The organism is Paenibacillus methanolicus, from assembly GCF_008124765.1.
GTDB lineage: Bacteria > Bacillota > Bacilli > Paenibacillales > Paenibacillaceae > Paenibacillus_Z > Paenibacillus_Z methanolicus.
The window spans coordinates 303,791-330,307 of record NZ_VNHS01000005.1; the positions used below are offsets into that span (position 1 = coordinate 303,791).

Here is a 26,517-nt window from a genome sequence, read left to right on the forward strand (position 1 = left end):
ATCCCTCAAATCCGCCTCTATTCGTCAAGACCCTCTTCATTGCGGAGTTCTTTCGACCGTTTTCGAGAAACTAAATTAAACAAATTGAATTATTTTTATTAAAATAAAATAATTTTGTTTACAGAATTTAACGGCGGGGATATAATCAACGTGTAATTGAAAGCGCGTACATTTCCAGTCGCGCCCAATGGATGAATTCATAATAGGGGGATTGTGAATGAAACGGACGAGAGTGCTTCTGGCTTTAACGCTGGCGTCGGTGATGTTCGTCGCCGCGTGCTCCGGCAGTAACGGCAGCGGGAATGGCGATGGGAATGGCGACGGCGCCAACGAACCCGGCAACGGTGGGCAGACGGCGAATCAAGAGGGCGGAGATACCGCGCCGACGGAGCCGCTGGCGATTAGCATGGCGCTGATGGCAGGTTCCAAGACGCCGGATTCCTGGGCGGAGAAGACGCTGGAGGAAGAATTGGGCAAGACGATGGGGCGGAAGGTCGACGTAAAGCCGGTTTTTCTCCCGGACTGGTCGGAGCTGAACACGAAGATCAACCTGCTGATGAGCGCGAAGGACACGCGGCCCGGCATTCTGTGGACGGGCGATACGAAGGAATTCACGAAGTGGGTGGACGCGGGCATCGCGCAGGACTTGACCCCGTCGCTTCAGAAATACGGCAAAGAAATCATCAACTACTATTCGAAAGACACCCTGTTCTACCATTGGGATAAGAGCGGGAAGATGTTCCGCATTCCGGGCGACGTGCCCGAGGCGAGCTACATGACGACCATTCTGCGCAAAGACTGGCTCGACAAGCTCGGCCTGCAGGTGCCGAAGACGCTCGACGAATACGTGAACGTCCTGCGCGCCTTTGCCAACAACGATCCGGACGGCAATGGCAAGAAGGATACGTTCGGCCTCTCGGGCGACAACTACTACCGCAGCTTGGCGCCGTTCTTCTACGCGTACGGGCTGGACGTGGAGAATTTCGTGAAGCAGCCGGACGGCTCCATCCAATTCGGCGCGCTCGATCCGAAGGTGAAGACGGTGCTCGCCCTGCTCGCGGACCTGTACAAGGAAGGCGTCCTCGATCCCCGCATGACGACAAGCGCGAACAACGACGACACGAAGGTGAACGATATTTTCGCCTCCGGCAAGGTCGGCTCGTTCTACCGGTGGGTCGATTACTTCAACCCGGGGAACTCGGTCGCGATGTCGTTCAAGAAACTCAACCCGCAAGGCGAATATATCTCGGTTGACCCGATTCAAGGACCGGACGGCTTCGGCTCGGATCTGCCGGATCCGCGCATCGGCTGGTGCTACCTGATCGTCACGGATGCGGCCGAAGCGGGCGACGCCGTTCAGGTGCTGAACACGATGGCGACGCCGGAGGTGTTCAAGCTCGTCACGTTCGGCCGGGAAGGCGAGCACTACAAGATGGAGAACGGCACGTTCACGCCGACGATTCAGCCGGAGGAAGGCAGCAAGCTCGGCCTCGGCAACTTCGGCTGGTACATCCAGCGCAAGGACGCGGCCAACATCAAGAACACGCCGGAAGTGACGGCCATGTTCGAGCAGAAGCTCACGACTTCCCAGCCGATGCGCGATAAGATCGTCGTGTTCAAGGCGATCAACCGGCCGGAGTGGGACCGCTATTCCGCGGACGTGAAGAAGGCGCGCGATGAGCTGTTCTGGGGCATTATTACGGGCAAGACGCCGATCGACGCGCTCGACGGTTTCGCCAAGACGTACGAGAAGCTGGGCGGCAAGAAGATCGACGAGGAGGCGGCGGGGCTGTTCGACAAGGAGCAAGCCGAGCGCGCCGAGTACGACAAGTGGTATGAAGCGAACATTACGCCTTACAAGTAAAGGGCGATAGGAGGAGAAGCGCATGGCAGTTATGAATGGAGCGGCGCGCCGGGGCCAAGCTGCGGGCGCAGGCGCTGGCGCTAGGCGGCCGCTGTGGAAGGATTTGATCCGGGACCGGTATTTGTACTTGCTGCTGCTGCCGGGCCTGCTGCTCATCCTCTTGTTCCGCTACGGTCCGATGTACGGCGTGGTGATCGCGTTTCAGGACTACAACATCTACAAGGGCATCTCGGGCAGCGAGTGGGTCGGGTTCGATCAGTTCACGCGGCTGTTCAACTCGCCGGATTTCGTCGAGATTCTCAGCAATACGATCATTATCAGTTTGTACAAATTGGCGGCTTCGTTCACGATCCCGATCATTCTGGCGCTGCTGCTGAACGAGCTGCGCGGCGTCGTCTTCAAGCGGTTCGCCCAATCGGTGATTTACCTGCCGCATTTTGTCAGCTGGGTCATTTTCTCCGGCATCATTATTACGTTCCTGAACCCGGTCGACGGAATGGTGAATGTCGTCATCCAGCATTTCGGCGGTTCACCGGTCGATTTCCTGGGCGACGTGCGCTATTTCCGCCCGATGCTCGTCATCACGGACGCATACAAGGAAGTCGGTTGGGGCACGATCATCTACCTGGCGGCCATTGCCGGGGTGAACGCGGAGCTGTACGAGGCGGCGCGCATCGACGGGGCGACCAAGCTGCGCCAAATGTGGCACGTGACGCTGCCCGCGATCCGGCCGGTCATCGTCATCCTCATCATCCTTAGCCTGGCGAACATTCTGGAGGCGGGCTTCCAGCAGATCTTCCTGCTGTACAACGCGCTCGTCTACGACGTGGCGGACATTATCGATACGTACGTGTACCGCGTCGGCATTCAGGAGGCGAACTACAGCTACGCCACGGCGGCGGGATTGTTCAAATCGGCGGTGGCCATGGTGCTGATCCTGACCGTCAATACGATCGTGAAGAAGAGCGGCCAGGAAGGCCTGTGGTAAAGGAGCGAGCGGTATGAGACTTACGCGAGGCGAAAAAATGTTCTCCTATGCAAACGGGCTGTTCTTCATCGTGCTGATGCTGATCATGATTTACCCGTTCTGGTATATGGTCATGGGCTCGATCAGCGAGTCCGACCGGACGGCCGAAGGCGGGCTGTTCCTTATCCCGGCGGGCTTCTCGCTGACGGCGTACGCGGCGGTGTTCCAAAATGTGTCGATCCTCTCCGGCTTCAAGGTGACGCTCATTACGACCATCTGCGGCACGGCGATCGGCACGTTCTTCTCGGCGACGACGGCTTACGCGATCTCGCGGAAGCGGCTGCGCGGCGGGAAGCTGTTCTCGCTGCTCATCCTGTTCACGATGCTGTTCAGCGGGGGCTTAATCCCGACTTACCTGCTTGTGAAGACGCTGCATATGATCGATACGTATTGGGCGCTCATCCTGCCGGGGACGATGGGGGCGTGGAACATTTTCGTCATGGTCGGCTTCTTCCGAGGCATTCCCGATGAGCTGGAGGAAGCGGCGCGCATCGACGGGGCGAATGATCTGACGATTTTCTTCCAGGTCGTCCTGCCGCTCTCCAAGCCGGTGCTCGCCACGGTCGGGCTGTTCATCGCCGTCGGCTACTGGAACGACTTCTTCTCCTCGGTGCTCTACGCGACGGAGAAGGATATGTGGCAGCTGCAGATGGTGCTCAAGGATCTGATCAGCAACACGTCGGCGGCGATCTCGCAGGCGGGCATTTCGGTGGCGGTGCAGCAGCAGGTCAACCCGTTCACGGTCAAAATGGCGTCGATCATCGTATCGAGCTTGCCGATTCTCGCCGTCTATCCGTTCCTGCAAAAGCATTTCGTCAAGGGAGCGCTGATCGGCTCGGTGAAAGGCTAGTAATCCAAAACAAGCAAGGCCCCTGGCAACGGGGGCTTTGTCATTGCTAGGAATCCTAGCTCCCGCGCCGGAGGAGGACTGGGAACCCACGCGCGCTTGGAGCTTTGTCCGCAAGGACAAAAGCGTGCCAAGCTCGAACTACCCGCCCAACGGGAACAAATCGTATTGGCACGAAGACGGAGTCCGGAGGGCGAAGCCCTTTGGTTCCCCTCGGCGGAGGGGGAAGGGGCGAGGGAGAAAGCGCTTGGAGCTTTGTCCGCAAGGACAAAAGCGTGCCAAGCTCGAACCAACCGCCCACAGCGAACAATTGTATTGGCACGAAGACGGAGTCCAGAGGGCGAAGCCCTTTGGTTCCCCTCGGAGGAGGGGGAAGGGGGAGGAAAAAGTTGGCGCTTGCGCATGTGGAATTTTTCGCGGAGACGCTCGGGCTGCAGAGCTCGATCGACGTCATTCTGCCGGAGCGGACGCGCAGAAGGGTGGGGCTTGCTTCGTCGGAAGGCGGCCCGCCTTATCCGGCGCTCTATCTGCTGCACGGCGCGTCGGACAATCACACCTGCTGGCAGCGGTTCAGCTCGATTGAACGGTATGCCGCGGACAAAGGAATCGTGATCGTCATGCCCGCGGTGCAGTACAGCTTCTATTCCGATATGAAGCAGGGCTTCCCGTATTGGACGTATCTAACCGAGGAGCTGCCGGGCATCGTGCGGGACTTTTTCCCCGTCTCGGACCGGCGCGAGGACACGTTCGCCGCGGGGCTGTCGATGGGCGGCTACGGCGCGTTCAAGCTCGGCATCCGGCAGCCGGATCGATTCGCGGCGGTCGCGAGCTTGTCGGGTAGTCTAAGCCAACGAAGCCGGATTGTCGTCGACCCGAACGCGGGTTTCAGCAATCCGATTCTGTTCGAGATGGCGCGGCTTACGTTCGGTTCCGCGGAGGCGTATGACGGGAGCGAGCACGATTTGGCGCATGTGCTGGAAGGGAAGATCGGGGAGGGCGCGCGGCTGCCGAAGTTCTATCAAGCATGCGGGACGGCCGATTTCAACCTGGCGATCAATCGGGATTTCCACCGGCATTTCGCGGACCGCGTCGATCTGACGTATGTCGAGACGCCGAATGCGGGGCACGAGTGGAGCTATTGGGATGAGGAGATCCAACATGTGCTGGATTGGCTGCCGATCCGGCGGGGGACGGCGAGCGGGCTTGAGAACCGATCGGTCAGCGCGTCTGACGAGGAGTAGGCTTGGCGAGGAAAAGGTACTTTGCGAGAGGAGCGAAGGCAGCGATGCGGGAAGAAGAATGGCGGCACGAGGGGAGCATCCGGAGTGACGAAGGCACGATCATCGTCGATATGGATCACGTGCTGGTCGAATCCTATATGGGCGTCGGCTTCGAATGGGACCCGTCCGACGATTACGATTACACGGACGAACAATGGGCGATGATCGTCGAGCGCGTCGCGTTCACGCGGGCGCCGCTGATCCGGCTCATGCTGCGGGCGAACGCCTATACGACCGGCTGGGATGCGGACGGAAGGCCGATCTACGATTGGAACACGCCGATGATGCTGCGGGCTTACCGTATTCTGGATTATTGCGAGCGCCACGATATTAAGGTCATCATCGGCGAATGGAGCCGCAGTCCGGAGATCGGTCTGACGGCCACGGACGATGCGGCGTGGGCGGAGTTGATCGGCGATTTCCTCGTACATATGCTGGACGTGAAAGGTTATTCCGTCCTGCTGTACTATAACTTCATCAACGAGCCGAACGGCTCCTGGGCGACGGAAGACGGCAACCGGTTCGCGCTCTGGCGGCGCGGCATGCTCCATGTGCGAAGGATGATGGAGGAGCGCGGCTTGACGGAACGCATCGGGCTGATCGGACCGGACTCCTCGAACGAGGATGACTGGGTAGATCTGACCGTGTACGCGCTGGGCGATATCGTGGCCGCCTACGACGTCCACCGCTATGTGAACGACCATGATATCGTAAGCGGGGATATGGAGCGGATGGTGCGGGAGAAGCGGGATTTCGTCGATCGGTACGATTCGGAGGGCGCCGCGAAGCCGTACCTGATGACCGAGGCGGGCATCGTGGAAGGGAAGGACGAGGCGCACGATCAACAGAGCCGCGTGAAGACGTTCGAATACGGCCTGTTGATGGCGGATTTCGCGATTCAGACGATGCGAGGCGGGCAAGCGGGCGTCATCTCCTGGATGCTGGACGATTCGATGCATCGGGCTCCCGGCTACCCGGCAGGGTCCGGCCAGCTGAAGACGTGGGGATTCTGGAACACGGTCGGCGACGAAGCGGATCGTGCGCTTCGTCCGTGGTATGACCCGATGGCGATGTTGTCGCGGTATTGTCCGCGGGGCAGCCGAATCGTTTACGCAAGCGATAGCGGCGTTCCTGGCGTGCGCGCGGCGGCGGCCGTCATCCCGGCAACGGACGGGGGCGGGCATCTGACGCTGGTAGTGGTTAATCATCGGGAAGAGGAGCAGCGAATTCGGTTGGTCGTGCCGGACGCGGCCGGACGCGCGGTCTTGCGCGGGTACCAATACCGCGAGGACGAACGAACGGCGGATGCCGCGGGATATCCGGCGCCGGCGTTTCGCATCGAAGACGCGGATCTGGCGGAAGGAATGGAGATGCGCCTTCCGGGACGAAGCGTGCTGCTGCTGACGACGCTGGAAGCCGGCGCCGAGGCAGGGGGCGTTCGGTTCGCCTCATCGCGCAATGTCGCGCGTCATCGTCCGGTTGCCGTCAGCTCCTGCCAGTATTCGAACGAGCAGGGCGGCGAATGCGCGGTGGATGGCAGGCGGGAGACCGCTTGGGTATCGAAGCGCCGGGGCGATCAGTGGCTGGCCGTCGACCTGGAGGCGGAGCGCAGGATCAAGCGAATCAAGCTCTTGTGGGGCGAAGGGCACGCGCGCGCATTCGAACTGGCCGTCTCGACGGACGGCGAACGGTGGACGAAGATATTCGAGCGGACAGATGGGGCGGGCGAGCCGGAGCAGATTTGTCCGGAACCCCTTACCGCGCGGTATATCCGCGTGAATATGACGGAAGCGGGCACGACGCTCGGGTATTCGATCCGCGAGTTGGCGGCGTACGGCGAGCCGCGTGAGGGGGTGTCGCCATGAGGCTCGGACTTGGACTCGGACAGCGGATGCTGACGCCGGACAACTTCCGCTTCGCCTGGCAGCTGGGCTGCACCGATATCGTGGCGCATTTGACGGATTACATGGAGCCGGTCATCGATCTGGCGCGGCACGAGGAAATGTATTCGCTGGAATCGATGCTTCGCCTGAAGGCGCAGATGAACGCGGAAGGGCTTGCTTTTCACGCGATCGAGAACTTCTGCCCTGCCCACTGGCACGACGTGCTGCTCGACGGGCCGCGGCGCGGCGAGCAGATAGAACGGCTGAAGACGATCATCCGCAATGCCGGACGCGCGGGCATTCCGGTGTTCGGCTACAACTTCAGCATCGCCGGCGTCTGGGGGCTGACGAGCGTCGAGGCGGCGCGCGGACGGGCGAGAACGGCGGTGTTCCACGATCCGGCGCAGACGCCGATTCCGAACGGGACGGTGTGGAACTTCACGTATGATCCCGTCGCGCCGGAAGGGTTCATCGCCCCGATCTCGGAGGAGCAGCTGTGGGACCGGGTTGAACGCTTCTTGCGGGAGATCATCCCGGTGGCGGAGGAGGCGGGCGTCGTTATGGCCGCGCACCCGGACGACCCGCCGCTTGCGACCGTTCGCGGGACGGCCCGGCTGGTCTATAAGCCGGATTATTACCGGCGTCTGCTTGACCTGTATCCGAGCCCGTCGAACAAGCTGGAGTTCTGCATGGGCACGACGGCGGAGATGACGGAAGGCAGCGTCTACGAGGCGATTGCCGAATATGGCCGGGACTTCGGATATATTCATTTTCGCAACGTAAGGGGCAAGGTGCCGCATTACGACGAGGTGTTCCTGGACGAAGGAGACATCGACATGATTCGGGCGCTCCGGTTGTGCAAGCGTTCCGGCTTCGACGGCGTGCTCATTCCCGACCATACGCCGATGACGCAATGCGCGGCGCCGTGGCATGCCGGCATGGCGTACGCGCTGGGCTATATGCGGGCGGCGATGACGATGATCGAACGGGAGGAAGCGAACGGGCGGGAAGGCGCGGAGGAGGCGGTGAACGGATGAAAATCGCCGTAACCGGCGGAAGCGGCCGAATCGGCGCTTACGTCGTCGAAGAGCTGCTCGCGCACGGGCACGAGCCGGTCAATCTGGACCGGCAGTTCCCGCAGAAGCGGCTATGCCGGACGCGAATCGTGGATCTGCTCGAATTGGGCGAAGTATACGGCGCGCTCCAAGGCGCCGAGGCCGTCATCCACTTGGCGGGCATCAACGCGCCCGGCACGTATCCGAACGAAAAAGTTGTCCAACTTAACGTCATGTCCACCTATAATGTACTTGAGGCGGCGGCCGGGCTTGGCATCGCCAAGGCTGCAATCGCTTCCAGCGAATCGATCTACGGCTATTGCTACGCGGCGAACCGGTTCGCCCCGTATGCGATCCCCGTCGACGAATCGCACCCGCTGCTGCCGCAGGAGGGCTATGGCTTATCCAAGATCGCCAGCGAGCAGACGGCCGCCATGTTCCACCGCCGATGCGGCATGCAGGTCGTCTCGCTCCGGTTCGGCCACGTGCCGCTGCCGGACGAATACGAATGGCTGGCCCGCCATGAGGGCGCGTCCCGATTCCTATGGAGCTATGTGGATGTCCGGGACGCGGCGCGGGCGGCGCGTCTTGCGGTAGAGGCGGACGGGGCAGGCTGCGAGGCGTTGAACATTACGGCGGACGATACTTGTTCGCCGGTGGACAACGCCGAGCTGCTGCGGCGGTACTACCCGTCCATAACGGACCGTTACGCAGATCTGACCGGTCATGCGGCCTGGTCCGACAACGCGAAGGCGAAGCGGCTGCTCGGCTGGAAGCCCGAGCACGGCTGGCGGCACAACAGGGGATAACGAATGCGGCAGGGCAGCCCGAGTTTGATGAGAAGGAGAGACGTGCATGGAGAAATACGCGGTTGTCACCGGCGCGGACCGGGGACTCGGCTTCGCGTTGACGATGGAGCTCGTGAAGGATGGCTACACGGTGTTCGCGGGCCGGTATTTGACGGATTGGCCGGCGCTTGATGAACTCCCGGAGGAGACGCGGAATCAAGTGATCGTGCTTGAGCTCGACGTCTCGGACGAAGCGAGCGTGCGGGATGCAGCCGAGCGGATCGCGGCGCGCACGGATCGGATCGATCTGCTCGTGAACAACGCGGGCATCGCGGGCAACCAAGAAGGGAATATCCACGGCGGCATCGATTTCGAACGACTGCAGACGATGTACCGGGTGAACGCGGTCGGGCCGCTGCGGATGGCGGAGGCGCTGACCGGACTGCTCCTCGCGGGCGAACGGAAACTCGTCGTGAACATTTCGTCCGAGGCGGGCCAGATTAACCAGACGTGGCGCGAAGGCTGGTACGGCTACTGCATGTCCAAGGCGGCGCTTAACATTCAGTCCAACATCTTGCATAACGAGCTGCGCAAGCACGGCGGCAAGGTGCTCGTCATCCATCCCGGCTGGATGCGCAGTTACATGGGCGGCAAGCTCAGCGAACATGGCGCAATATCCACGGAGGAAGCGGCGACGGGCATTGCCGGCGTCATCGCGGCCTACCTAGACGAGACGGAAGATCGCGCGCATCCGGCGTTCCGGGACTACACCGGAGCCGAGATGAGCTGGACCTAATACGAAGGAGGCGAGAACAGTGGCGGAACTTGCAAAAGCTTTGTTGATCGGCGATTTGACGAATCCGAAGTATCACCCGCTGCAGGCGGCGATGGACGAGGTGCGGAGTATTTTCGAGGGCGAGCTCGAGGTTACGGTTACGGAGGATTACGGGCGACTGCGCGCCCCGGAACTCGCGCACTTCGAGCTGGTCATCTCTTACTCCGACGCGTGGCAGATCAAGAAGGAGCCCGAGGAAGTCGCCGGACTGCTCGGCTGCGTCAGCGGCGGAGGCGGACTGCTCGTCATCCACAACGGCATCTCGCTGCAGTGCGACCCGGAGCTGGCGCAGCTGATCGGAGCGAAGTTCACGGGGCATCCGCCGTATACGGAGCTGAGGTTCCATCCGGCTGCGGACGCGGAAGGGCATCCGATCATGGCAGGCATCGACGGTTTCGTCATGGACGAAGAACCGTACCGGTTCGACATGGATCCGATCGGGCAGACGACGCTGCTGCTCGAGTATGAGCACGAAGGCGCGCGCTGGCCCGCGGCGTGGGCGCACGACTTCGGCCTCGGCCGCGTCGTCTATCTGATGCCGGGGCATCACAATCCGTCGTTCCGGAGCGAGATGTACCGGCGGTTGATTAAGCAGGCGGGGATGTGGGCGCTTCGGCGGTAGAAGAGCTGCCCGACATTCAAAAGTAGCTCTTATTACGCTGCATGGGATGCGTCTACCCCAAACCTCTGGATCCGCCCGCTACATCGGGCATGGAGACTTTGGCACGGGAGGGCGCGTCTCGTTATCAACATATATAGACGGAATTAGCCATTTCGCCTTGGGCACGAAGTACCACCAAGGGCCTATTTTTCGCGAAAGGTCTTGCCAATTTCGAAATTTATGGCAATATAGATACGTAGCGTATCGAACACCACCGCATGACCCCCTATGCAAGATCGGCAGCACCTCCTTATCACACCGAGTTGGTACCCGCAAGCAAGTTTTCATTTCTTCTCTCAATCTTTTCTTCTCCCAACCTTTTCTCTTCTCCCGCAATTGTTTTTCTATGGCTTTATTTCTCGTTCCCTCTCATTACCATTCGCATTGTCCTTACGCTCTGAAAGGAGGTGACGGACGTACGAACGATTGACGACAAGCGTCGCCGTCTCTAGAACGGCTTAACGGATACATCCGCGCACGACCGCACATCTCCCCGTTTTGGAAGCATCTGCTCCCTATTCGACAACGCTTGTCCGTCCGTGATCCTCATGGCATCACGCCCTGCGTATGTCTTTGCTTACCCTGCCGGTTCCACCCATTCCTTTATCCCATGAAAATCAAATCATATCGGAGGTTTTATTCATGCAAGGTTTATTTGTGCTGAACACGAGAACGATTGGCCGTAAAATCGGAGCCGCGCTGCTGGCCGCTTCGCTCGCTTTGCCGGGCAGCGTCATCTATGCGGAGGAGGGCGACGATTGGATTCCGGATCCGCCGGCTGCGATCTCCTTCGACGCGCCGGTCGTAACGGTCGACGAAGGCGCCGGTTATGCGTACGTCGGCGTGAGCCGAACGGGCGCGGCAAGCTCTTTGACCGTTGACTACGCGACTTATGGCGGGACGGCGACGGAGGGGACGGATTATTTGGCGGCGAGCGGCCAAATCACCTTCGGGCCGGGCGAGACGTTCGCGACGATCGAGATTCCGATCACGAACGATATCCAATTCGAGCCGGCCGAATCGTTCAGCGTCGAGCTGTTCAACGTCAGCGACGGCGTAACGTCGATCGACCGCGGCACGACGACGGTGACCATCGCGGACAACGATCCCGACGTGCCGTATAATCCGGGCAAATTGGGCTTCGCGACGGCGCTGACCGAGGTTGACGAGAACCATCCGGACGGAACGGTCTCCCTCACCGTCGCGCGGTCCGAAGGAACGGACGGCTATGTCGCGGTCGATTATCAGATCGACGGCGGCACGGCGGGCAACGGAGCCGATTTCGAAGGAACGGGCGGCACGCTGTCGTTCGAGCCGGGCGAGAGCAGCAAGACGATTCAGGTGACCCTGTATGACGACGCGGAGAGCGAAGGGAACGAATATTTCCACCTGTCCTTGAGCAATCCGACGAACGATGCCACGCTCGCCGAGTCGTCCTTTACGAAGGTGCGCATTCTGGATAACGAGCCGTGGACGCCCCGCGCCGGCAGCTTCGAAGTGAATCCGACCGCGCCGATGGGCGAAGCGTCCGGCACGCACTATATTAACGTCATTCGCACGGACGGCGCGGACGTGGAGGCTGCCATCGACTATACGATCGCCGGCGTCACCGCCGAGGAAGGAAGCGATTTTACCGGATCGAGCGGCACGCTTGTATTCCCGGTGGATGAGACGCTGCAATATATTCCGCTGCCGATTCTCGACGATGCGCTGTCCGAGGGCAACGAGACGTTGACGATCACGCTGTCCAATCCGACCAGCGGCGCGGTCATCGGTACGTACGGCACGAGAACGTATACGATCGAGGACAACGAGCCGCACGAGGAGCAGCACCCGGGCATGTTCATGCTGGGCGCGAGCCAATACGCCGTGGACGAGAACGGCGGATCTGCGAAGCTGCAGGTGACGCGCATGGACGGAGCTGACGGAGAAGCCACCCTCACGTATTCGATTCTAGGCGGTTCGGCCGCGGAGAATGCGGATTACGCGGGCAATAGCGGCCAGTTGACGTTCGCGGACGGCGAAACGGAGAAGTTCATCGAGGTCCCGATCGTAGACGATAGCATGCACGAGGCGGAGGAGCAGTTTCAAGTCCGGCTGCTCGATGCGACGGGAGGCGCGGTCGTCGGCCCTAACTACTTGAGCGGCGTGACGATCAAGGACAACGACCCGGCAGGCGTGCTGCAGTTCAGTCCGTTCACGACGACCGTCTATGAAGAGAGCAAGCAAGTGACGATGACGGTCGCCCGAACGGGCGATACGAGCGGCACGGCTTCGGTCGCCTATGCGACGAAGGATTATTCGGCGCTGGCCGGCCGGGATTACGCGGCTCAATCCGGCGTGCTGACGTTCGCCCCGGGCGAAACGCAGAAGAAGATCACGATCACGATGTACGACGACAGCGTCAAAGAATGGTTCGAGTATTTCTCGATCCTGCTGTCGAATCCGGCGGGAGCCGAGCTGGGGACGTATTCGACCGGGCTCGTCTACGTCTATGATAATGACAAGTACACGTACCCGACGTGGCCGCGTTACTAATCGAATCGGGAATCTAGCAGAATGACAGGAACGCCGCTCGATAATCGGGCGGTGTTTCTTGATGTTCAGGAGCACGGTTGGGGGGGTGCCTAACGGCGTATCGCCAAATATGGTAAAATGAGGATCGAACAATCTGCGATTATTCCTTCGTACGAGATACTAGCTTTGATTGGGAGGGTACTCTGTTGAGCGAATTCAAACGATCAAAACGCATTGCCGTTGCCGCGCTCGCCGCCGCGCTGGCAATGCCCGTCCTGGCTTGGGAAGCTCGCGACGCCAACGCCGCGACCGCCGCTTCCTCAGAGGCAACGGGCATTCGCATCACGATGAACGGCAGTCTTTTTCAACCCGAGACGCCTGCGCTCGCCATTAACGGTACAATCTATCTGCCGGTGCGGGATACGGGAGAACTTCTTGACACCGTCGTCGACTGGCACGGTTCGGTCAAGCTCGTCTCGATGACTTATCCGAAGCTAACGGTTCGGCTAGCGCTTGGCTCGGACGAGGCGATCGTGAATGGCAAGCCCCGGAAGCTGACAACGCCGCTTCGCAGCATCGATGGTCGGATATATGTGCCGATGCGGTTTTTTTCCGAGGCAATGGATGCTGACGTAAGCTGGCAGCCGGCCGAGCGTACAGTCGCGATTAAGAAGAAGGACGAATACGCGATCGGCGGCGGCACGTGGATTAACCGGGAAACGGGACAGCTCTATATTTCTCGGCCCAGCAATCAGGCTCCGGTCGAATACGGCCGGCTGGAGACGACCGGGTTCAAAGGGGAGCTTGCGTTATATGGGTACGGACATGACGGGCTGTACCTTTTCGCGGATACCTACGGCGAGCCGAAGGAGCGGAAGCATGACGTATATGGCGTGTTCATCCTCAATAAGAAAATCGTCGCCCAGCGCAAGGCTACTTACTCGGGACGGCTGGAAGAGCGGTTCGGGACATCCTATCAATACCTCGACGAGAACGCGAAGAAGTGGGTTCAAGTGTACCTGTTGTCCGACGGACGAAAAGTCGCGTTTTTCTCGGCCGACGGCATCGTCATTCGGGAGCATGATCTAACCGCGCTAACCGGCAAGGAAGACAACTACGCGGTACTTGGCGCGGGCGAAGACTTCATCGTCGTTCGCCCGGAATCGACCGGCTACGTGACGCTGATCAACTTGAAGGATCGCGCGACGGCGGAAATGTACGACAAGCTATTAAAGGACGCGGATTTAGAGCGGGTGCTCGGCCAAGGCGGGACCATCAGTCGCGATGATATTCAATTTATCGGGGAAGACAGGGGCACGCTGTACTTCGGCTATCGTCGTCCGAACGGGAAGGGCGGCTATGATTTCGTGCGGCTGAGCTACGTGTTGGCGGCCGGCTTGGTGAATGTAGAGCCGAATGGTCCGTATGGGTAAGCGGTGAGCGCAAAGATATATGGACGGTATCGACAAAAGGATCGCAACCCCCGGCAAGCCGGATCGCGATCCTTTTTTTGCGCGTTAAACGCTCAAGCCTACTTCCGTCTCGGCCGCGGCACGACGGTCCGCGCTCCTGAAGGACGCCAATTAATAATCTTCACGAGCTGATCCTGCATATAGGAAGTGGAATGCGCGAACCCGCTTTCCACCCAATAGAGGACGAGGCCGAGCAGCGCGTGAATGGAATAGATCGCGAGCAGCTCGCGGTCCGCTCCCTCCACTTCGTAGATCAGCTCCTCCTGCGTAATCCGCTTGAGCGCGGAGAACAGGCGCTCTCGTAGCAGCGGCAGAACGTCGCTCTTCATCAGCGTCGTATACACGTCGGCATGCTCGCTGAAGTGCTCGAAGATCGTGACGGAATTGGCCGACAGCTCGTAAATGTTGAACACTTGCACGTTCTCGTACGGCGCGCGGAAAGATTGGAGCAGCTTCTCGATCAGCTCGTCCAGCACGTCGTCGAGCAGCGCTTCCTTGCTCTCGTAGTTGGCGTAGAACGTGCCGCGGTTGTAGTCGGCCAGCTGCACGATCTCGGTGATGGAGATCGCGGTGAACGGCTTCTCCGCCATGAGCGCGAGCAGCGCTTCCCGCAAGGCGGCGCGGCTGCGGAGTATCCGCCTGTCGGTTTTCTTCGTGTCGGACATGCCCATCCATTCCCTCTTCGCGTTATTGAACAGTTTCGCGCGATTTGTCCGTTAACGGGCAAATCAGCCGATTTTACTGATTGTAACCCCTTCCAATCGTCTATTATACTCGGTTTAACAGCTGTTCTCTACTGTACAGTTGTTGGTTTACTCGTTTAGACGGCATCGACTCGCGCGTGATGCCGAATCCTATACATCATCCCATTCAGGAGGTCATTCAACATGAAACTTACGGGCAAAGTAGCCGTCGTCACGGGCGCGGCATCGGGTATGGGCAAAGCGATCGCGGAGCTGTACGCGGCCGAAGGAGCGAAAGTCGTCGTCGCCGACCTGCGGCTTGAATCCGCGCAGGAGGTCGTGACGGGCATCGAAGGCAAAGGCGGACAAGCGATCGCGGTCGCGGCGAACGTCGCCGTCGAAGCGGATATCCAGCGCATGATCGATACGGCCGTCGAGCAATTCGGCACGGTCGACATTCTGGTCAACAACGCGGGCATCATGGACAATTTCGTGCCGGCGGGCGATCTGACGGACGAGCTGTGGGAGCGGGTCTTCGCGATCAATACGACGGGTCCGATGCGCGCGACGCGCAAAGTGCTGCCGATCTTCCAGGAGAAGAAGAGCGGCGTCATCGTGAACGTCGCTTCGGCCGGCGGCTTGTTCGGCTCCCGCGCAGGCGCGGCTTACACGGCGGCGAAGCACGCGGTGGTCGGTTTCACGAAGAACGTCGGCTTCCAATACGCGACGTCGGGCATCCGCTGCAACGCGATCGCGCCGGGCGGCGTGGCGACGAACATCGGAACGTCGATGACGGCTCCGAACGAATTCGGTATGAGCCGCGCCATGGTCGGCATGCAGGTTAACCCGCGCGTAGGCGGTCCGGAAGAAATCGCGAAGGTTGCGTTGTTCCTTGCTTCCGACGATTCCAGCTTCGTGAACGGCACCGTCGTGACGGCCGATGCAGGCTGGACGGCATACTAATCGCTAATCGGTTAAATCGAATCATGCAAGGCGGTCAACGGCATTATGCCGATGGCCGTTTTTTTTTGCGCCGCGAGGGTGCGATCTTTTGAACAGATGCGCATACAAATCCTTGCATGATGCAAAATAATGGTGCACTTGTAACGATACGCCCCGACTGGAGGTGAACGGCGTGTCCGAATTGGCCATGGACCGGACGATTCTTATAACCATCGACTTCCTCATCGCGGTGGCCCTTATCTGGCTCATGCCCAGAGACAAGCTCCGGGAAGCGACCATTATTTTTCTCTTCAAGCAATCGATGACGTGGAGCTTCGGCTTGCTGGTCGTGGAATGGGGGCTGATCGAATATCCGGTTCGGGAATTCGTGAAGGCGAACGCGACGAGCTTCTCGTTCGAATACTTTATTTATCCGGCGCTGTGCGTCATTTTCAATTTGCATTATCCGAATCGAGCGGCGAGATGGAAGAAGTGGGCGTGGATCCTCGCTTTCCCGACCGCGATGACGATGCTGGAAGTCGTGATCGAGCGCAATACGGAATTGATCCGTTTCTTGCATTGGAACGGGTATTACTCGTGGATTACGCTCTTGCTCACGTTCTTAATGGCGCGAACGTATTTTCTATGGCTATACCGCAACAGCGGCAAAGGCTACAGCTGGTAAAACCCCGTCCGGGCAAAGGCGGGTTTTTTTGGCTTGAAATACAAGCGCATCACGCAGCCGCATTAGACAGGCGCCAGCCGGTTCGCCTTGTCCGGGCGAGTATCGTTATAACGGTTCTCGCCCCTTGCCTGCGGCAACGCATTCGTTACAATAGTGGGGGACGAGCGAGCGGCCAAGGATGGGCGGCGTCCTTGATCGCGGCCGCGCGAATGTGAGACAATGCGGTTGGCCTAATAGCTTCATCATGGTCTTGAATGGATAAGAGCGCGAACACACAGAGGAGGATACACGGTATGCGTACGATCAAGTTAGGCACGAGCGGATTGGATGTGCCTGTAATCGCGGTTGGCTGCATGCGGATCAACTCGCTGGAGAAGAAGGAAGCGGAGCGGTTCGTGCAGGCGTCGCTGGACCAAGGGGCGAATTTCTTCGATCACGCTGATATTTACGGCGGGGGCGCCTGCGAAGAGATTTTCGCCGATGCGATACATATGAACGACCGCGTGAGGGAGAACATCATCCTGCAGTCCAAATGCGGCATTCGTCCCGCTAAGGGCATGTTCGATTTCTCGAAGGAACATATTCTGGCGTCCGTCGACGGCATTCTGTCCCGTCTTCGCACCGATTATCTGGACATTCTGCTGCTGCACCGACCGGATACGCTCGTCGAGCCGGAGGAAGTGGCCGAAGCGTTCGATCAGCTGGCCAGCTCGGGCAAGGTGCGTCACTTCGGCGTCTCCAACCAGCATCCTATGCAAATTCAGCTGCTCCAAAAATACGTGAAGCAGCCGCTCGTCGCCAACCAGCTGCAGCTGAGCATTACGAACGCGACGATGATCTCGAACGGCTTCAACGTGAATATGGCCAATGAATCCGCGGTGAACCGCGACGGCGGCATTCTGGACTTCTGTCGTCTGCACGACATCACGATTCAGCCATGGTCGCCGTTCCAGTACGGCTTCTTCGAGGGCGTGTTCCTCGGCAACGACAAATTCCCGGAATTGAACGAGGTCATCGACGAAATCGCGGCCAAATACGAAGTCAGCGCCACGACGATCGCGATGTCGTGGCTGCTCCGCCATCCGGCGCGCATGCAGCCGGTGACGGGCACGACGAACGTCGAGCGTCTGACCGACTGCATCAAGGCGAGCCACGTCGAGCTGACGCGCGAGGAATGGTATTCGATCTTCCGCGCGGCGGGCAACGTGCTGCCTTAAGGAAATAGATAACTTCGCGAGCGGTTGTATCTTGCCGTTGCGCGCGACAGTCTCCGGTCTGGTTAGGGCCGGGGACTGTTTTACGTTGACGGCATGCTGCCGGCTCGCTTGGACGATATGCTGCTCCCGTCTTTGGACGAAATGCTGCGCGCGCCAAAGGCATCGTGCAAACCAATTCGTCGTGACGAAATGCTGCGCGCGCCAAAGGCTTCGTGCAATCCAATTCGTCGTTTTTGCATAGAACTTGCCAAATCCTTTCCCGCGTTCAGAACTTATTTCCATCGCGATCGAAGTAAGATAGAATGATGGTGAATCGCATCGCAATACTAGATTTTGGTAACGAATGAATAGGAGGCTATGTTCATGAAGTATCGGAAATTAGGCGGAAGCGGCATCAAGGTTAGCGAAATCAGCTTGGGCAGCTGGCTTACATACGGCGGCTACGTGGAGCGCGAGAACGCGGTGAACGCGATCAAAACGGCTTACGAGCTCGGCATCAACTTCTTCGACACGGCCAACGTGTACGAGCGGGGCGCGGCGGAAGTGCTGGTCGGCGAAACGTTGAAAGCGTATCCACGGCATTCCTACGTGCTGGCGACGAAAGTGTTCGGCCAGATGGGCGACGGACCGAACGACCGCGGCCTCTCCCGCAAGCATATCCTCGAGCAGGCGGACGCGAGTCTTAAGCGGCTCGGCCACGATTACGTGGACATCTATTATTGCCATCGCTATGATCCGGAGACGCGGCTCGAAGAGACGCTGCGCGCGCTGGACGATCTCGTCCGCCAAGGCAAAGCGCTGTACGTCGGCGTGAGCGAGTGGCAAGCCGCCCAGATGGCGGAGGCGCTCGGCGTCGCGGACCGCTACCTGCTGGATCGAATCGTCGTGAATCAGCCGATCTACAACATGTTCGAGCGCTACATCGAGAAGGAAGTCATCCCGCTCGGCGAACGCGCCGGCATTGGTCAGGTCGTGTTCTCGCCGCTGGCGCAGGGGCTCCTGACCGGCAAATATTCGTCGGCTTCCGCGATTCCGGATGGCAGCCGGGCGGCAAGGCTCGAGTGGGTGCGCAATGGCATTACGGAGGAGAAAATCTTGAAGGTGCGCGCGCTCGAAGGCGTCGCGGCCGAGCTCGATATCACCGTGGGCAACCTCGCGCTAGCTTGGATTTTGCGCCAGCCGAACGTAGCGAGCGCGCTCGTCGGCGCAAGCCGTCCGGAGCAGGTGACCGAGAACGCGAAAGCGTCTGGCATCGAGCTGAGCGAGGAGACGCTGAAGCGCATCGAAGAGATTTTGGCATAAATTCCATTCCCGATTAGACAAGGAGAGCGCACAATGGCGAAGGTAGTAGTAACGGGCGGAAGCGGGATGCTGGGCAGATGGGTCGTCAAGCATTTCATCGAGGAGGGCTATGAGGTGCTGAGCGTGGACAACCGTCCGCCCGAAGAAGCATTGTGCCCGTCGCTGACGATCGATCTGGAAGATCTGGGCCAGACGTACGGGGCGCTGGCGGGCGCGGACGCGGTCGTGCATATGGCGGCGATTCCAAGGGCGGGCATGACCTCGCCGGAGGTGACGTTCCGCAATAACGTCATGACGACCTACAACGTGCTCGAGGCGGCGGCCGGTCTGGGCATTCGCAAGGCGGTCATCGCCTCGAGCGAATCGTCCTACGGCATCTGCTTCGCGGTGCATCCGCTAAGTCCTGCCTACGTGCCGATGGACGAGGCGCACCCGCAGCTGCCGCAGGACAGCTACGGGCTGTCGAAGATCGTGAACGAGGCGACGGCGGACATGTTCCACCGCCGTACCGGCATGCAGGTCGTCTCGCTGCGGCTCGGCAACGTCATTCCGCCGGAATGGTACGAGCGGTTCCCGTCGTTCATCCATAACCCGGAGGAGCGCGAGCGCATTCTGTGGAGCTACATCGACACGCGCGACGCGGCGGAGGCGTGCCGGCTGGCGGTCGAGGCGGAAGGGCTCGGCTCGGTCGCGCTCAATTTGGCGGCGGACGAATCGAGCATGGACATCCCGAGCCGCGAGCTGATGGCCGCGCGGTACCCGGGCGTGACCGATTTTCGGGCGGACCTAACCGGCCATGAGTCGCTGCTCAGCAGCGAGAAGGCGAAGCGTCTGCTCGGTTGGCAGCCCAAATTCAAGTGGCGCGAGCAGCTGGACCGCTAATCGGTGAGCTATGTGCTGCTTCTGCTGGCGACGCTCTCGTGGAGTTTCGTCGGCATTCTCGTCAAGATGGCGTCTGGCATGGCGGACAGCTGGCTGATCACGTTCGCGCGATTTTTCCTCGGAGTCGTCTTCCTGGGCGTCTATCTGCTGGTGAAAGACCGGGGTATCTCGCTTCGGTCGGCGCTTCCCTGGATCTGGATCGGGGCGATCGGCAAGTCGCTGAACTACCTATTCGAGAATATCGCGATCGCGATCGGGTATGCCTACGCGGACATTCTCGTGCAGCCCGCGCAGACGATCACGCTGCTGCTGGCGGCGCGATTCATGCTCGGCGAGCGGATGACGCCTCGCGGCTGGATCGCCTCCGCGCTGTGCGTGGTTGGCGTGCTCATCGTCGGTTGGAACGGCATGCCGATCGGGCTGCTGCTTGGCGGAGGCGCGCTCACGACGCTGCTCTTCACGCTCGCCGGTATCGGCGCGGCGGTGCATATCCTAAGTCAGCGCGTCCTCGTGCGTACGATAGACGCGGGCAATTTGAACTTCTCGGTATTTCTATGGAGCGCCGTGCTGTGCGCGCTGCCGCTGCCTTTCCGGTCGGAGGGGCTATCCGGCGAGTGGACGGCCGGCGCCTGGATCGCATTGGTTCTGCTCGGCGTCATCACGGGACTTAGCTTCCTATGGTTCGCCGAGGCGATTAAGAAGGTGCCCTTCGCGATCGTGGCGATCGTCGGCAACTGCTCGGTGCTGTTCACGATTCTATGGGCGTATCTGTTCTTCCGCGAGCCGATTACGTGGATCGTCATCTTGGGCACGGTCGTCTTCGTCGCCGGCTTCCTGCTGCTCAACTTCGCGGTACCGCGCCGGGAAACGAAGCAGGAGAGCGCCGGCGAACTGACGGCGTAAGTTACGGCCGAGGCAGACGGGGTAATGAGGCTTGCGGGCTTTCATAACGAAATTGGTTAGAGCCTCCGGTGCGTTACGTCCCGGAGGCTGCGCTATACGAATGAGCGAGAGGATGAGGGTAAACATGACGTTGAACGTGGGGATTGTCGGAACCGGCTGGTTCAGCAACGTACACGCCGATATTTTAACCAAAATGGACGGGGTAGCCGTGAGCGCGTTCGTCGGTTCCAGCCTGGCCAAAGCGGAGCAGTCCGCGCTGCGTTACGCGACGGCCCAGCCGTATGCGAGCGTGGAGCAGATGCTCGATCAAGCCAAGCCGGACGCGGTGTATATTTGCGTCCCGCCTTTCGCGCACGGCGACATCGAGCGGCAGCTCGTCGAGCGAGGCATTCCGTTCCTCGTCGAGAAGCCGCTCGGCGCCGACATCGACGAGCCGCTGGCGATCGCCGAAGCGGTGAAGAGAGCCGGATTGACGACTTCCGTCGGCTATCACTTCCGGTATGCGGACGCGGCCTCGAGAGCGGCGGAACTGCTCCGCGACCGGACGGCCGGGATGGCGCTCGGGTATTGGATGGGCGACATGCCGCAGGTGTACTGGTGGCGGAAGCAGGAGGGCTCCGGCGGTCAATTCATCGAGCAGACGACGCACATCGTCGACCTGCTGCGGTATTTGCTCGGCGAGGTGGAAGAGGTCTATGCCGCCTTCGCGCAGCGCGCGATGCACGAGCGGTACGAGGGCGTGACCGTCCACGACGTGGGCACCGTCACGATGAAGCTGGCGAGCGGCGCCGTCGCGACGATCTCCAACACGTGCATCTTGCCGGAAGGCGGGCAGGTCGGACTGACCGTCTACACCGCGCAAGGACAAGTCGAGGTGCGGCCGGACAAGCTGATTCTGACGGAGAAAGGCGTGCTGACCGAGCATCGGAACGCCGGCAATCCGTACGAGCGCGAGAACGAAGCGTTCATTCGCGCCGTGCGCACGGGCGACGCCTCGGGCATTCGTTCGTCGTATGCGGACGCGGCGCGGACGATGTCGGTGACTCATGCCGCGCTGCGCTCGGCGCAGAGCGGGCTGCCGGTTCGGGTGGCCTACGGCGAGTAAGCACGCTTGATCATGCGTAACAGTATGACGGATGCGAATATTTCGTCTACCGTCTGCCAGGAGAGCTGCTCGAGGGAGCGGTTCTTTTTTGTCCCATGGCGATGAATTCAACTGCAGGATGTCCAAGCTTAGGCTAATCTTAGTATGCTTTTATAAGAGTTGGGCATTGTATGAGACAACGACCTGCACCGGGAGGAGGTAGACACGATGAACCATCATGCTTCAGATGACGTCGGCCGAGGTAGGAAACCTATGGAATTTTTACATAGCCAATACGCTGTCGCACTGCTTGATCAGTCATTTCCTTGCGACCGTCGAAGATAAAGAAGTCCACCGCATTCTAAAAAAATGCGACAAGCTGGCCTTGGATATCTCGGATTTCGTTGTGAACATGTATCGGCCCGAACGTCACTCGCTGCCACTGGGGTTTACGGAGAAGGATGTGAACAAGGGCGTACCCCGGTTATTCTCGGATAATTTCTACCTGGAGTTCATGGACTTGATGCTCAAGGTCGGCACGATCTTCTATGCAATTACCTTGCCCAATACATCGCGCCACGATTTACGCAAAGGGATCTCCAAGTGAAATGACGGACTTGATGCAGCGCAAAGGCTTATATATCCGCCCGCCGTATATGCTCCTTCCGAGCCGGAGATCGTGCATAAGCAAAGCTTCTTCAACGGATTGTTGGGGGATAAAAGGCCGTTACTCGGCGTCGAGATCTCGCAAATCTTCGCGAACCTGCAGTTCAACACGCTGAAGGCCGTGCTGTTGGTCGGTTTCGCCCAAGTGGCGGATTCCCAGCAAATCCGGGATTATTTCCTCCGCGGCAAAAACATCAATCACAAACAGAACCGCGACCTATTGAACGTGCTGAGCAAGGAGGATTTGCCCGCTACGATCCCTCCCCAATACACGATAACGACGAGCACGGTTTCGCCGTTCTCGGACAAACTGATGCTGTTTTTCGTTACGAGTCTGTCCTCGGCCAAGGCACGTAATTTCGGGGACTCGATCGCGGTCAGCCCGAGACATGATTTGAGCGTCACCTATGCCAAGCTGTTCGCCGAAACGGGAAATTACGCCGAGGACGGCGGGAACATCATGATCGAGAATGGCTGGATGGAGCAGCCGCCGCATGCGCCGGACCGGCATAAATTAGCGGTGAAGACGTAAGCGCCGCGGCTCTGCTCGGGATGGGGAAATTCGTATGGCGATGAAAGTAGCAAGGCGTCAAACGAGAGCGTTTGACGCCTTTTCGTTTGTGCGCCTCTAGATCCGAAGCGCCGCCTCGTTCAGCTCAAGCCGGTACCCTTTGACGATCGCTTCGCCGCCGGTCATGTCCGTCTCGGGCGCGCGCTCGAAGCCGAGCCGCTCGTACAGGCGGATCGCGTCCTGCATTACATCGGTCGTGTGCAGATTCAGCCGATCGCCGCCGAGCGTCTTGGCGCGGCGGATCGCCTCGCGGATGAGCAGCGTCGCCACGCCGCGGCCTCTGGCCTCGGGCGCGACCGCCAAATAACGAAAGACCGGATTGCGAATGTTCAGCTCCGGCATCCCGTACGCTTCCTCCGAAGAACCGAACAGCTGCAAACTCCCGAGAATGCGCCCTTCCAGCACGGCGACGATACGGGCGATCGGCCGTCCTTCATCGAACGACGCGCGCAGCGAAGCCCGATACGTCTCCCACCGTCCGGCGGGCAGCACGTCCGCGTATTGAACGTAAGCGGCTAGCAGCACGTCGATGAAGCCGCCACGATCCTCCTCTCTCGCATCTCGCACTTCGATAACGGCATTATGCATGCGCATCCCCCTTTACATTTTTCATACGGCTACTATATTCCAAAATCCCAACTATTCCTATATGATAAAGTTAATTTCAATGCTGGAATTGAAAACTTCTATCGCGCCCATTCATTCCAAGGAGGGATCCATGCATGAATATCGAGAACATCGAAGCGTTCGTGTACGTCAACCATTACGGCAGCTTCAACAAGGCGGCCGAGGTGTTATTCCTGTCCCAGCCGTCGGTGACCGCCCGCATTCAGACGCTCGAGCGCGAGCTGGACTGCAAGCTGTTCGACCGCCAAGGCAAGCAGATCATGCTGACGGAGAAAGGCAAGCAGTTCCTTCCTTATGCCCAGCAAATACTTCAGACGATCCAGAAGGGCCGGCTCCACCTGCAGGACCGGGTCGTCCGTCCCCAAGAGCTGCGCATCGGCAGCACGGTGTCGGTGTCCAATTATTTGATCCCGGATATTCTGCCGCAGCTGCGCCGCCACTTCCCCGAGCTTGCGTTCAAGCTTACGACCGCGCCGTCCGACGAGCTGGTCAAAAAGCTGCTCGACCGCGAGATCGACCTCGCGTTCGTGCGCAAGCTGAGCCATCCTTCGCTGCAATCTTATCCGTTCTATGAAGATCCGATCCGACTCTACGTCTATGAGGGACATCCGTTCGCCGAGACGCGCCGGGTGACGATCGGCGAGATTCGCCATCAGACGCTCGTCTTCTTCGAGTGCGGTTCGCTCGATTGGCTGCGGCTGCACCGCGTCTTCGAGCATCTCGAGCATAAGCCGCATATCGCGTTCCACGCCGACAACTCCGAGACCGCCAAGAAACTCGTGCTTCAGAAGGCGGGCATCTGCTTCTTGCCGGGCTTGTGCGCCAAGGAGGAAGAGGAGCGGGGGAGCCTCATTCCCGTCGAGATCGAGGAAACGAAGGGCATCTCGCTGTATACGAACCTGATCGCCCTGACCGGGGAGAACGAGGAATTCATCCACGCGATTTTGGCGAAAGAGAGCATGTATAGTATTTGAGGCAAAATGCCGAGCAGCATAACATCTGTGCAAAATGCTGAGCAGCATTACATCTGCTCAAACCAATTTGCATATTCAAACCAATTTGCATATTCAAACCAATTTGCATGCCCAACCAATTTGCTATTCTTCAATCCATCTATAGAGAAACTCTATTAGCGCGACGTCAAGAGGCGGTGATACAGTAGTAGCATCTTAAATCCCATTAAACACATGGGAATTATATTCGCGCAAATAGAAGGGGTGAAGTCATGGGGGAAGTGTTCCGTTTGGCAGGCGTGGACGATGCGGCGCGGCTGCGCGAAGTCATCTACGGGGCGTATTCGCTCATTCGGGAGCTGAAGTTGAACTGGCCGGCAGCCCATGCGGACGTCGCGCTCGTGAGGGATAACATCATTCGGAACGAATGCTACGTGTTGGAGGCGGACGGCGTCATTAAGGCGACCATCACGCTGTCCAAAGGGAACGAAGTGAAGGACTTTACGGATTATCCGTTCATCAAATGGTTCGCCGTTCATCCGGACGAGCAAGGCAAAGGGTACGGCGACAAGCTGCTGACCTGGGTGGAATACGAAGTCATCCGCGAGCGGATCGGCGAGCCGGCGGTCACGCTCGGCACGGCGGAGCGCCATCCTTGGCTGCTGCCGATGTATCTGCGCCGGGGCTACGAGAGCATTCGCGCGTTCGACCCCGGCAACGGGGACGGCACGATGCATTTGCTGCGCAAGGTGATCGATCCGGATTTGTTCGCGCGGCGAAACGGAGATCGGCGGCAGGCGGCCGGGCAATAACACGCGCGCGGCATCAAATTAGAAACGGCGAAACCGGCAAGGCGACCCGCTCATGGGCGCGGCCGTTCGCCTAAATATGGAGGGGCATGAAGATGAAAAGAAGAATGTTGACGGCGGCTGCGGCCGCTTTATCCTTGACGCTGGTCGTTACGGGCTGCGGCTCGAGCAATAACGAAGGCGGCAATAACGCGGTGAACGCGTCGGCCGAAGCATCGGGCGGCAATGCCAAAGCTGGCGGCGAGGTGACGAAAATCGTCGTCGGCACGGGCACGGAATTCCCGCAAATTTGCTTCATCGACGAGAACGGCAAGCTGACCGGCTTCGACGTGGAGCTGGTGCGCGAGATCGACGAGCGGCTGGCGGCGTACGAATTCGAATTCCAGACGATGGAGTTCTCGAACCTCTTGCTGAGCTTGGAGACGAAGAAGATCGACTTCGTGGCGCACGAGATGGAGAAGAACCCGGAGCGCGAGCAGAAGTACCTGTTCAACAAAGTGCCTTACGCGCACTGGCGCAACCGGATCATCGTCGCCAAGGACAACGATTCGGTCCAGACGCTGGATGACCTTGCCGGCAAGAAGGCGATCACGAGTCCGACGAGCGCGGGCAATCAGATTCTCGAGAATTACAACAAGGATCACGACAAGAAAATCGAGATCGTCTACGAGGGCAGCGCCGCCAACGATTCGATCAACCAGATCGCGAGCGGCCGCGTCGACGCGACGATCGGCGCCGACTTCGCGCTGGCGCTGGAAGATCCGCAGAAGAAGCTGAAGACGGTCGGGGAGCCGTTGTCCGAGGCGGATATCCTGTTTATTTTCCGCAAGGACGAACCGGAAGCGCAGAAGCTCGCGGACGCGATCGACGGCGCGCTGACGGAGATCAAATCCGACGGCACGCTCGGCAAGCTGAGCGAAGAATGGCTGGGCAGCGACTTTACGGCAGATACGGTCAAATAGCG

Annotated in this window: 25 protein-coding genes; 23 read left to right on the top strand and 2 right to left on the bottom strand. The window is 59.5% G+C overall.

Annotated features, from left to right (window positions below; genetic code table 11):
* The first annotated feature begins 217 nt into the window (after positions 1–217).
* From BCM02_RS15340 to BCM02_RS15390, 11 genes are all read left to right on the top strand, one after another.
* Positions 218–1,864 carry a type 2 periplasmic-binding domain-containing protein gene (locus BCM02_RS15340; protein WP_148929975.1) on the top strand — a complete coding sequence of 549 codons (1,647 nt, stop codon included), beginning with the start codon at positions 218–220 and terminating at the stop codon, positions 1,862–1,864.
* Between the two features lie 31 nt (positions 1,865–1,895).
* Positions 1,896–2,852: an ABC transporter permease gene (locus BCM02_RS15345; RefSeq protein ID WP_187434248.1), complete on the top strand. Its 957-nt coding sequence runs from the start codon at positions 1,896–1,898 to the stop codon at positions 2,850–2,852.
* 13 nt (positions 2,853–2,865) lie between these two features.
* On the top strand, positions 2,866–3,741 hold the full coding sequence (locus BCM02_RS15350; protein WP_148929976.1) for a carbohydrate ABC transporter permease: 876 nt from the start codon (positions 2,866–2,868) through the stop codon (positions 3,739–3,741).
* Between the two features lie 386 nt (positions 3,742–4,127).
* A complete protein-coding gene (locus BCM02_RS15355; protein ID WP_148929977.1) occupies positions 4,128–4,979 on the top strand; it encodes an alpha/beta hydrolase in 852 nt (283 codons plus the stop codon).
* Positions 4,980–5,023: 44 nt separating this feature from the next.
* Positions 5,024–6,883, top strand: coding sequence for a discoidin domain-containing protein (locus BCM02_RS15360; RefSeq protein WP_148929978.1), 1,860 nt, complete (start codon positions 5,024–5,026; stop codon positions 6,881–6,883).
* Positions 6,880–7,938, top strand: coding sequence for a mannonate dehydratase (locus tag BCM02_RS15365; RefSeq protein ID WP_148929979.1), 1,059 nt, complete (start codon positions 6,880–6,882; stop codon positions 7,936–7,938). The genes BCM02_RS15360 and BCM02_RS15365 overlap by 4 nt, the downstream gene beginning before the upstream one ends.
* Entirely contained in the window at positions 7,935–8,765 is an 831-nt protein-coding gene (locus BCM02_RS15370; protein ID WP_148929980.1) for an NAD-dependent epimerase/dehydratase family protein, read from the top strand. Before BCM02_RS15365 ends, BCM02_RS15370 begins: the two co-directional genes overlap by 4 nt.
* 46 nt (positions 8,766–8,811) lie before the next feature.
* Positions 8,812–9,540 carry an SDR family oxidoreductase gene (locus tag BCM02_RS15375; protein ID WP_148929981.1) on the top strand — a complete coding sequence of 243 codons (729 nt, stop codon included), beginning with the start codon at positions 8,812–8,814 and terminating at the stop codon, positions 9,538–9,540.
* A 19-nt stretch (positions 9,541–9,559) separates the two neighbouring features.
* Complete coding sequence (locus BCM02_RS15380) at positions 9,560–10,201, top strand: ThuA domain-containing protein (protein ID WP_148929982.1); 642 nt, start codon at positions 9,560–9,562, stop codon at positions 10,199–10,201.
* Positions 10,202–10,882: 681 nt separating this feature from the next.
* Positions 10,883–12,778, top strand: a complete 1,896-nt coding sequence (locus BCM02_RS15385) for a Calx-beta domain-containing protein (protein WP_187434232.1) — start codon at positions 10,883–10,885, stop codon at positions 12,776–12,778.
* Between the two features lie 185 nt (positions 12,779–12,963).
* Positions 12,964–14,190 (top strand): copper amine oxidase N-terminal domain-containing protein, encoded by a 1,227-nt coding sequence (locus BCM02_RS15390; protein ID WP_148929984.1) that lies wholly within the window; start codon positions 12,964–12,966, stop codon positions 14,188–14,190.
* Between the two features lie 98 nt (positions 14,191–14,288).
* On the opposite strand, the gene BCM02_RS15395 is transcribed toward BCM02_RS15390, so the two are convergent.
* Positions 14,289–14,900, bottom strand: coding sequence for a TetR/AcrR family transcriptional regulator (locus BCM02_RS15395; protein ID WP_246183387.1), 612 nt, complete (start codon positions 14,898–14,900; stop codon positions 14,289–14,291).
* Between the two features lie 216 nt (positions 14,901–15,116).
* On the opposite strand from BCM02_RS15395, the gene BCM02_RS15400 reads away from it, so the two are divergent.
* The 9 genes from BCM02_RS15400 (at position 15,117) to BCM02_RS35990 (ending at position 23,125) form a co-directional block, all read left to right on the top strand.
* Positions 15,117–15,875, top strand: a complete 759-nt coding sequence (locus tag BCM02_RS15400) for an SDR family oxidoreductase (protein WP_148929985.1) — start codon at positions 15,117–15,119, stop codon at positions 15,873–15,875.
* Positions 15,876–16,047: 172 nt separating this feature from the next.
* A complete protein-coding gene (locus BCM02_RS15405; RefSeq protein ID WP_342791312.1) occupies positions 16,048–16,539 on the top strand; it encodes a CBO0543 family protein in 492 nt (163 codons plus the stop codon).
* Between the two features lie 293 nt (positions 16,540–16,832).
* Positions 16,833–17,756 (top strand): aldo/keto reductase, encoded by a 924-nt coding sequence (locus BCM02_RS15410; protein ID WP_148929986.1) that lies wholly within the window; start codon positions 16,833–16,835, stop codon positions 17,754–17,756.
* A gap of 363 nt (positions 17,757–18,119) precedes the next feature.
* Complete coding sequence (locus BCM02_RS15415) at positions 18,120–19,058, top strand: aldo/keto reductase family protein (RefSeq protein WP_148929987.1); 939 nt, start codon at positions 18,120–18,122, stop codon at positions 19,056–19,058.
* A 33-nt stretch (positions 19,059–19,091) separates the two neighbouring features.
* Positions 19,092–19,940, top strand: coding sequence for an NAD-dependent epimerase/dehydratase family protein (locus BCM02_RS15420; protein ID WP_148929988.1), 849 nt, complete (start codon positions 19,092–19,094; stop codon positions 19,938–19,940).
* A gap of 3 nt (positions 19,941–19,943) precedes the next feature.
* Positions 19,944–20,843: a DMT family transporter gene (locus BCM02_RS15425; RefSeq protein WP_148929989.1), complete on the top strand. Its 900-nt coding sequence runs from the start codon at positions 19,944–19,946 to the stop codon at positions 20,841–20,843.
* A gap of 124 nt (positions 20,844–20,967) precedes the next feature.
* Positions 20,968–21,948: a Gfo/Idh/MocA family protein gene (locus BCM02_RS15430; protein WP_148929990.1), complete on the top strand. Its 981-nt coding sequence runs from the start codon at positions 20,968–20,970 to the stop codon at positions 21,946–21,948.
* Between the two features lie 217 nt (positions 21,949–22,165).
* The gene (locus BCM02_RS35985) at positions 22,166–22,534 is read left to right on the top strand and encodes a DUF3231 family protein (RefSeq protein ID WP_246183388.1); all 369 of its coding nucleotides are present in this window, start codon (positions 22,166–22,168) and stop codon (positions 22,532–22,534) included.
* Between the two features lie 72 nt (positions 22,535–22,606).
* A complete protein-coding gene (locus BCM02_RS35990; RefSeq protein ID WP_246183389.1) occupies positions 22,607–23,125 on the top strand; it encodes a DUF3231 family protein in 519 nt (172 codons plus the stop codon).
* A gap of 96 nt (positions 23,126–23,221) precedes the next feature.
* Here the strand turns inward: BCM02_RS35990 and BCM02_RS15440 are convergent, their stop codons facing one another.
* Positions 23,222–23,752, bottom strand: coding sequence for a GNAT family N-acetyltransferase (locus BCM02_RS15440; protein ID WP_246183390.1), 531 nt, complete (start codon positions 23,750–23,752; stop codon positions 23,222–23,224).
* Between the two features lie 134 nt (positions 23,753–23,886).
* Here BCM02_RS15440 and BCM02_RS15445 point away from each other — a divergent pair, with 134 nt between their 5' ends.
* The 3 genes from BCM02_RS15445 to BCM02_RS15455 all read left to right on the top strand — a co-directional run bounded on the left by BCM02_RS15445 (position 23,887) and on the right by BCM02_RS15455 (position 26,515).
* On the top strand, positions 23,887–24,765 hold the full coding sequence (locus BCM02_RS15445) for a LysR family transcriptional regulator (protein ID WP_148929992.1): 879 nt from the start codon (positions 23,887–23,889) through the stop codon (positions 24,763–24,765).
* A gap of 251 nt (positions 24,766–25,016) precedes the next feature.
* The gene (locus BCM02_RS15450) at positions 25,017–25,556 is read left to right on the top strand and encodes a GNAT family N-acetyltransferase (protein ID WP_148929993.1); all 540 of its coding nucleotides are present in this window, start codon (positions 25,017–25,019) and stop codon (positions 25,554–25,556) included.
* Positions 25,557–25,642: 86 nt separating this feature from the next.
* Positions 25,643–26,515: a transporter substrate-binding domain-containing protein gene (locus tag BCM02_RS15455; protein ID WP_425466180.1), complete on the top strand. Its 873-nt coding sequence runs from the start codon at positions 25,643–25,645 to the stop codon at positions 26,513–26,515.
* Positions 26,516–26,517: the final 2 nt, after the last annotated feature.

Excerpts from the sequence above, each read along its gene's own strand:
- BCM02_RS15340 (WP_148929975.1), top strand. The coding sequence starts at position 218 with ATGAAACGGACGAGAGTGCTTCTGGCTTTAACGCTGGCGTCGGTGATG.
- BCM02_RS15345 (WP_187434248.1), top strand. The coding sequence starts at position 1,896 with ATGAATGGAGCGGCGCGCCGGGGCCAAGCTGCGGGCGCAGGCGCTGGC.
- BCM02_RS15350 (WP_148929976.1), top strand. The coding sequence starts at position 2,866 with ATGAGACTTACGCGAGGCGAAAAAATGTTCTCCTATGCAAACGGGCTG.
- BCM02_RS15360 (WP_148929978.1), top strand. The coding sequence starts at position 5,024 with ATGCGGGAAGAAGAATGGCGGCACGAGGGGAGCATCCGGAGTGACGAA.
- BCM02_RS15365 (WP_148929979.1), top strand. The coding sequence starts at position 6,880 with ATGAGGCTCGGACTTGGACTCGGACAGCGGATGCTGACGCCGGACAAC.
- BCM02_RS15370 (WP_148929980.1), top strand. The coding sequence starts at position 7,935 with ATGAAAATCGCCGTAACCGGCGGAAGCGGCCGAATCGGCGCTTACGTC.
- BCM02_RS15375 (WP_148929981.1), top strand. The coding sequence starts at position 8,812 with ATGGAGAAATACGCGGTTGTCACCGGCGCGGACCGGGGACTCGGCTTC.
- BCM02_RS15385 (WP_187434232.1), top strand. The coding sequence starts at position 10,883 with ATGCAAGGTTTATTTGTGCTGAACACGAGAACGATTGGCCGTAAAATC.
- BCM02_RS15395 (WP_246183387.1), bottom strand. The coding sequence starts at position 14,900 with ATGGGCATGTCCGACACGAAGAAAACCGACAGGCGGATACTCCGCAGC.
- BCM02_RS15400 (WP_148929985.1), top strand. The coding sequence starts at position 15,117 with ATGAAACTTACGGGCAAAGTAGCCGTCGTCACGGGCGCGGCATCGGGT.
- BCM02_RS15410 (WP_148929986.1), top strand. The coding sequence starts at position 16,833 with ATGCGTACGATCAAGTTAGGCACGAGCGGATTGGATGTGCCTGTAATC.
- BCM02_RS15415 (WP_148929987.1), top strand. The coding sequence starts at position 18,120 with ATGAAGTATCGGAAATTAGGCGGAAGCGGCATCAAGGTTAGCGAAATC.
- BCM02_RS15420 (WP_148929988.1), top strand. The coding sequence starts at position 19,092 with ATGGCGAAGGTAGTAGTAACGGGCGGAAGCGGGATGCTGGGCAGATGG.
- BCM02_RS15430 (WP_148929990.1), top strand. The coding sequence starts at position 20,968 with ATGACGTTGAACGTGGGGATTGTCGGAACCGGCTGGTTCAGCAACGTA.
- BCM02_RS35985 (WP_246183388.1), top strand. The coding sequence starts at position 22,166 with ATGCTTCAGATGACGTCGGCCGAGGTAGGAAACCTATGGAATTTTTAC.
- BCM02_RS15440 (WP_246183390.1), bottom strand. The coding sequence starts at position 23,752 with ATGCATAATGCCGTTATCGAAGTGCGAGATGCGAGAGAGGAGGATCGT.
- BCM02_RS15445 (WP_148929992.1), top strand. The coding sequence starts at position 23,887 with ATGAATATCGAGAACATCGAAGCGTTCGTGTACGTCAACCATTACGGC.
- BCM02_RS15450 (WP_148929993.1), top strand. The coding sequence starts at position 25,017 with ATGGGGGAAGTGTTCCGTTTGGCAGGCGTGGACGATGCGGCGCGGCTG.
- BCM02_RS15455 (WP_425466180.1), top strand. The coding sequence starts at position 25,643 with ATGAAGATGAAAAGAAGAATGTTGACGGCGGCTGCGGCCGCTTTATCC.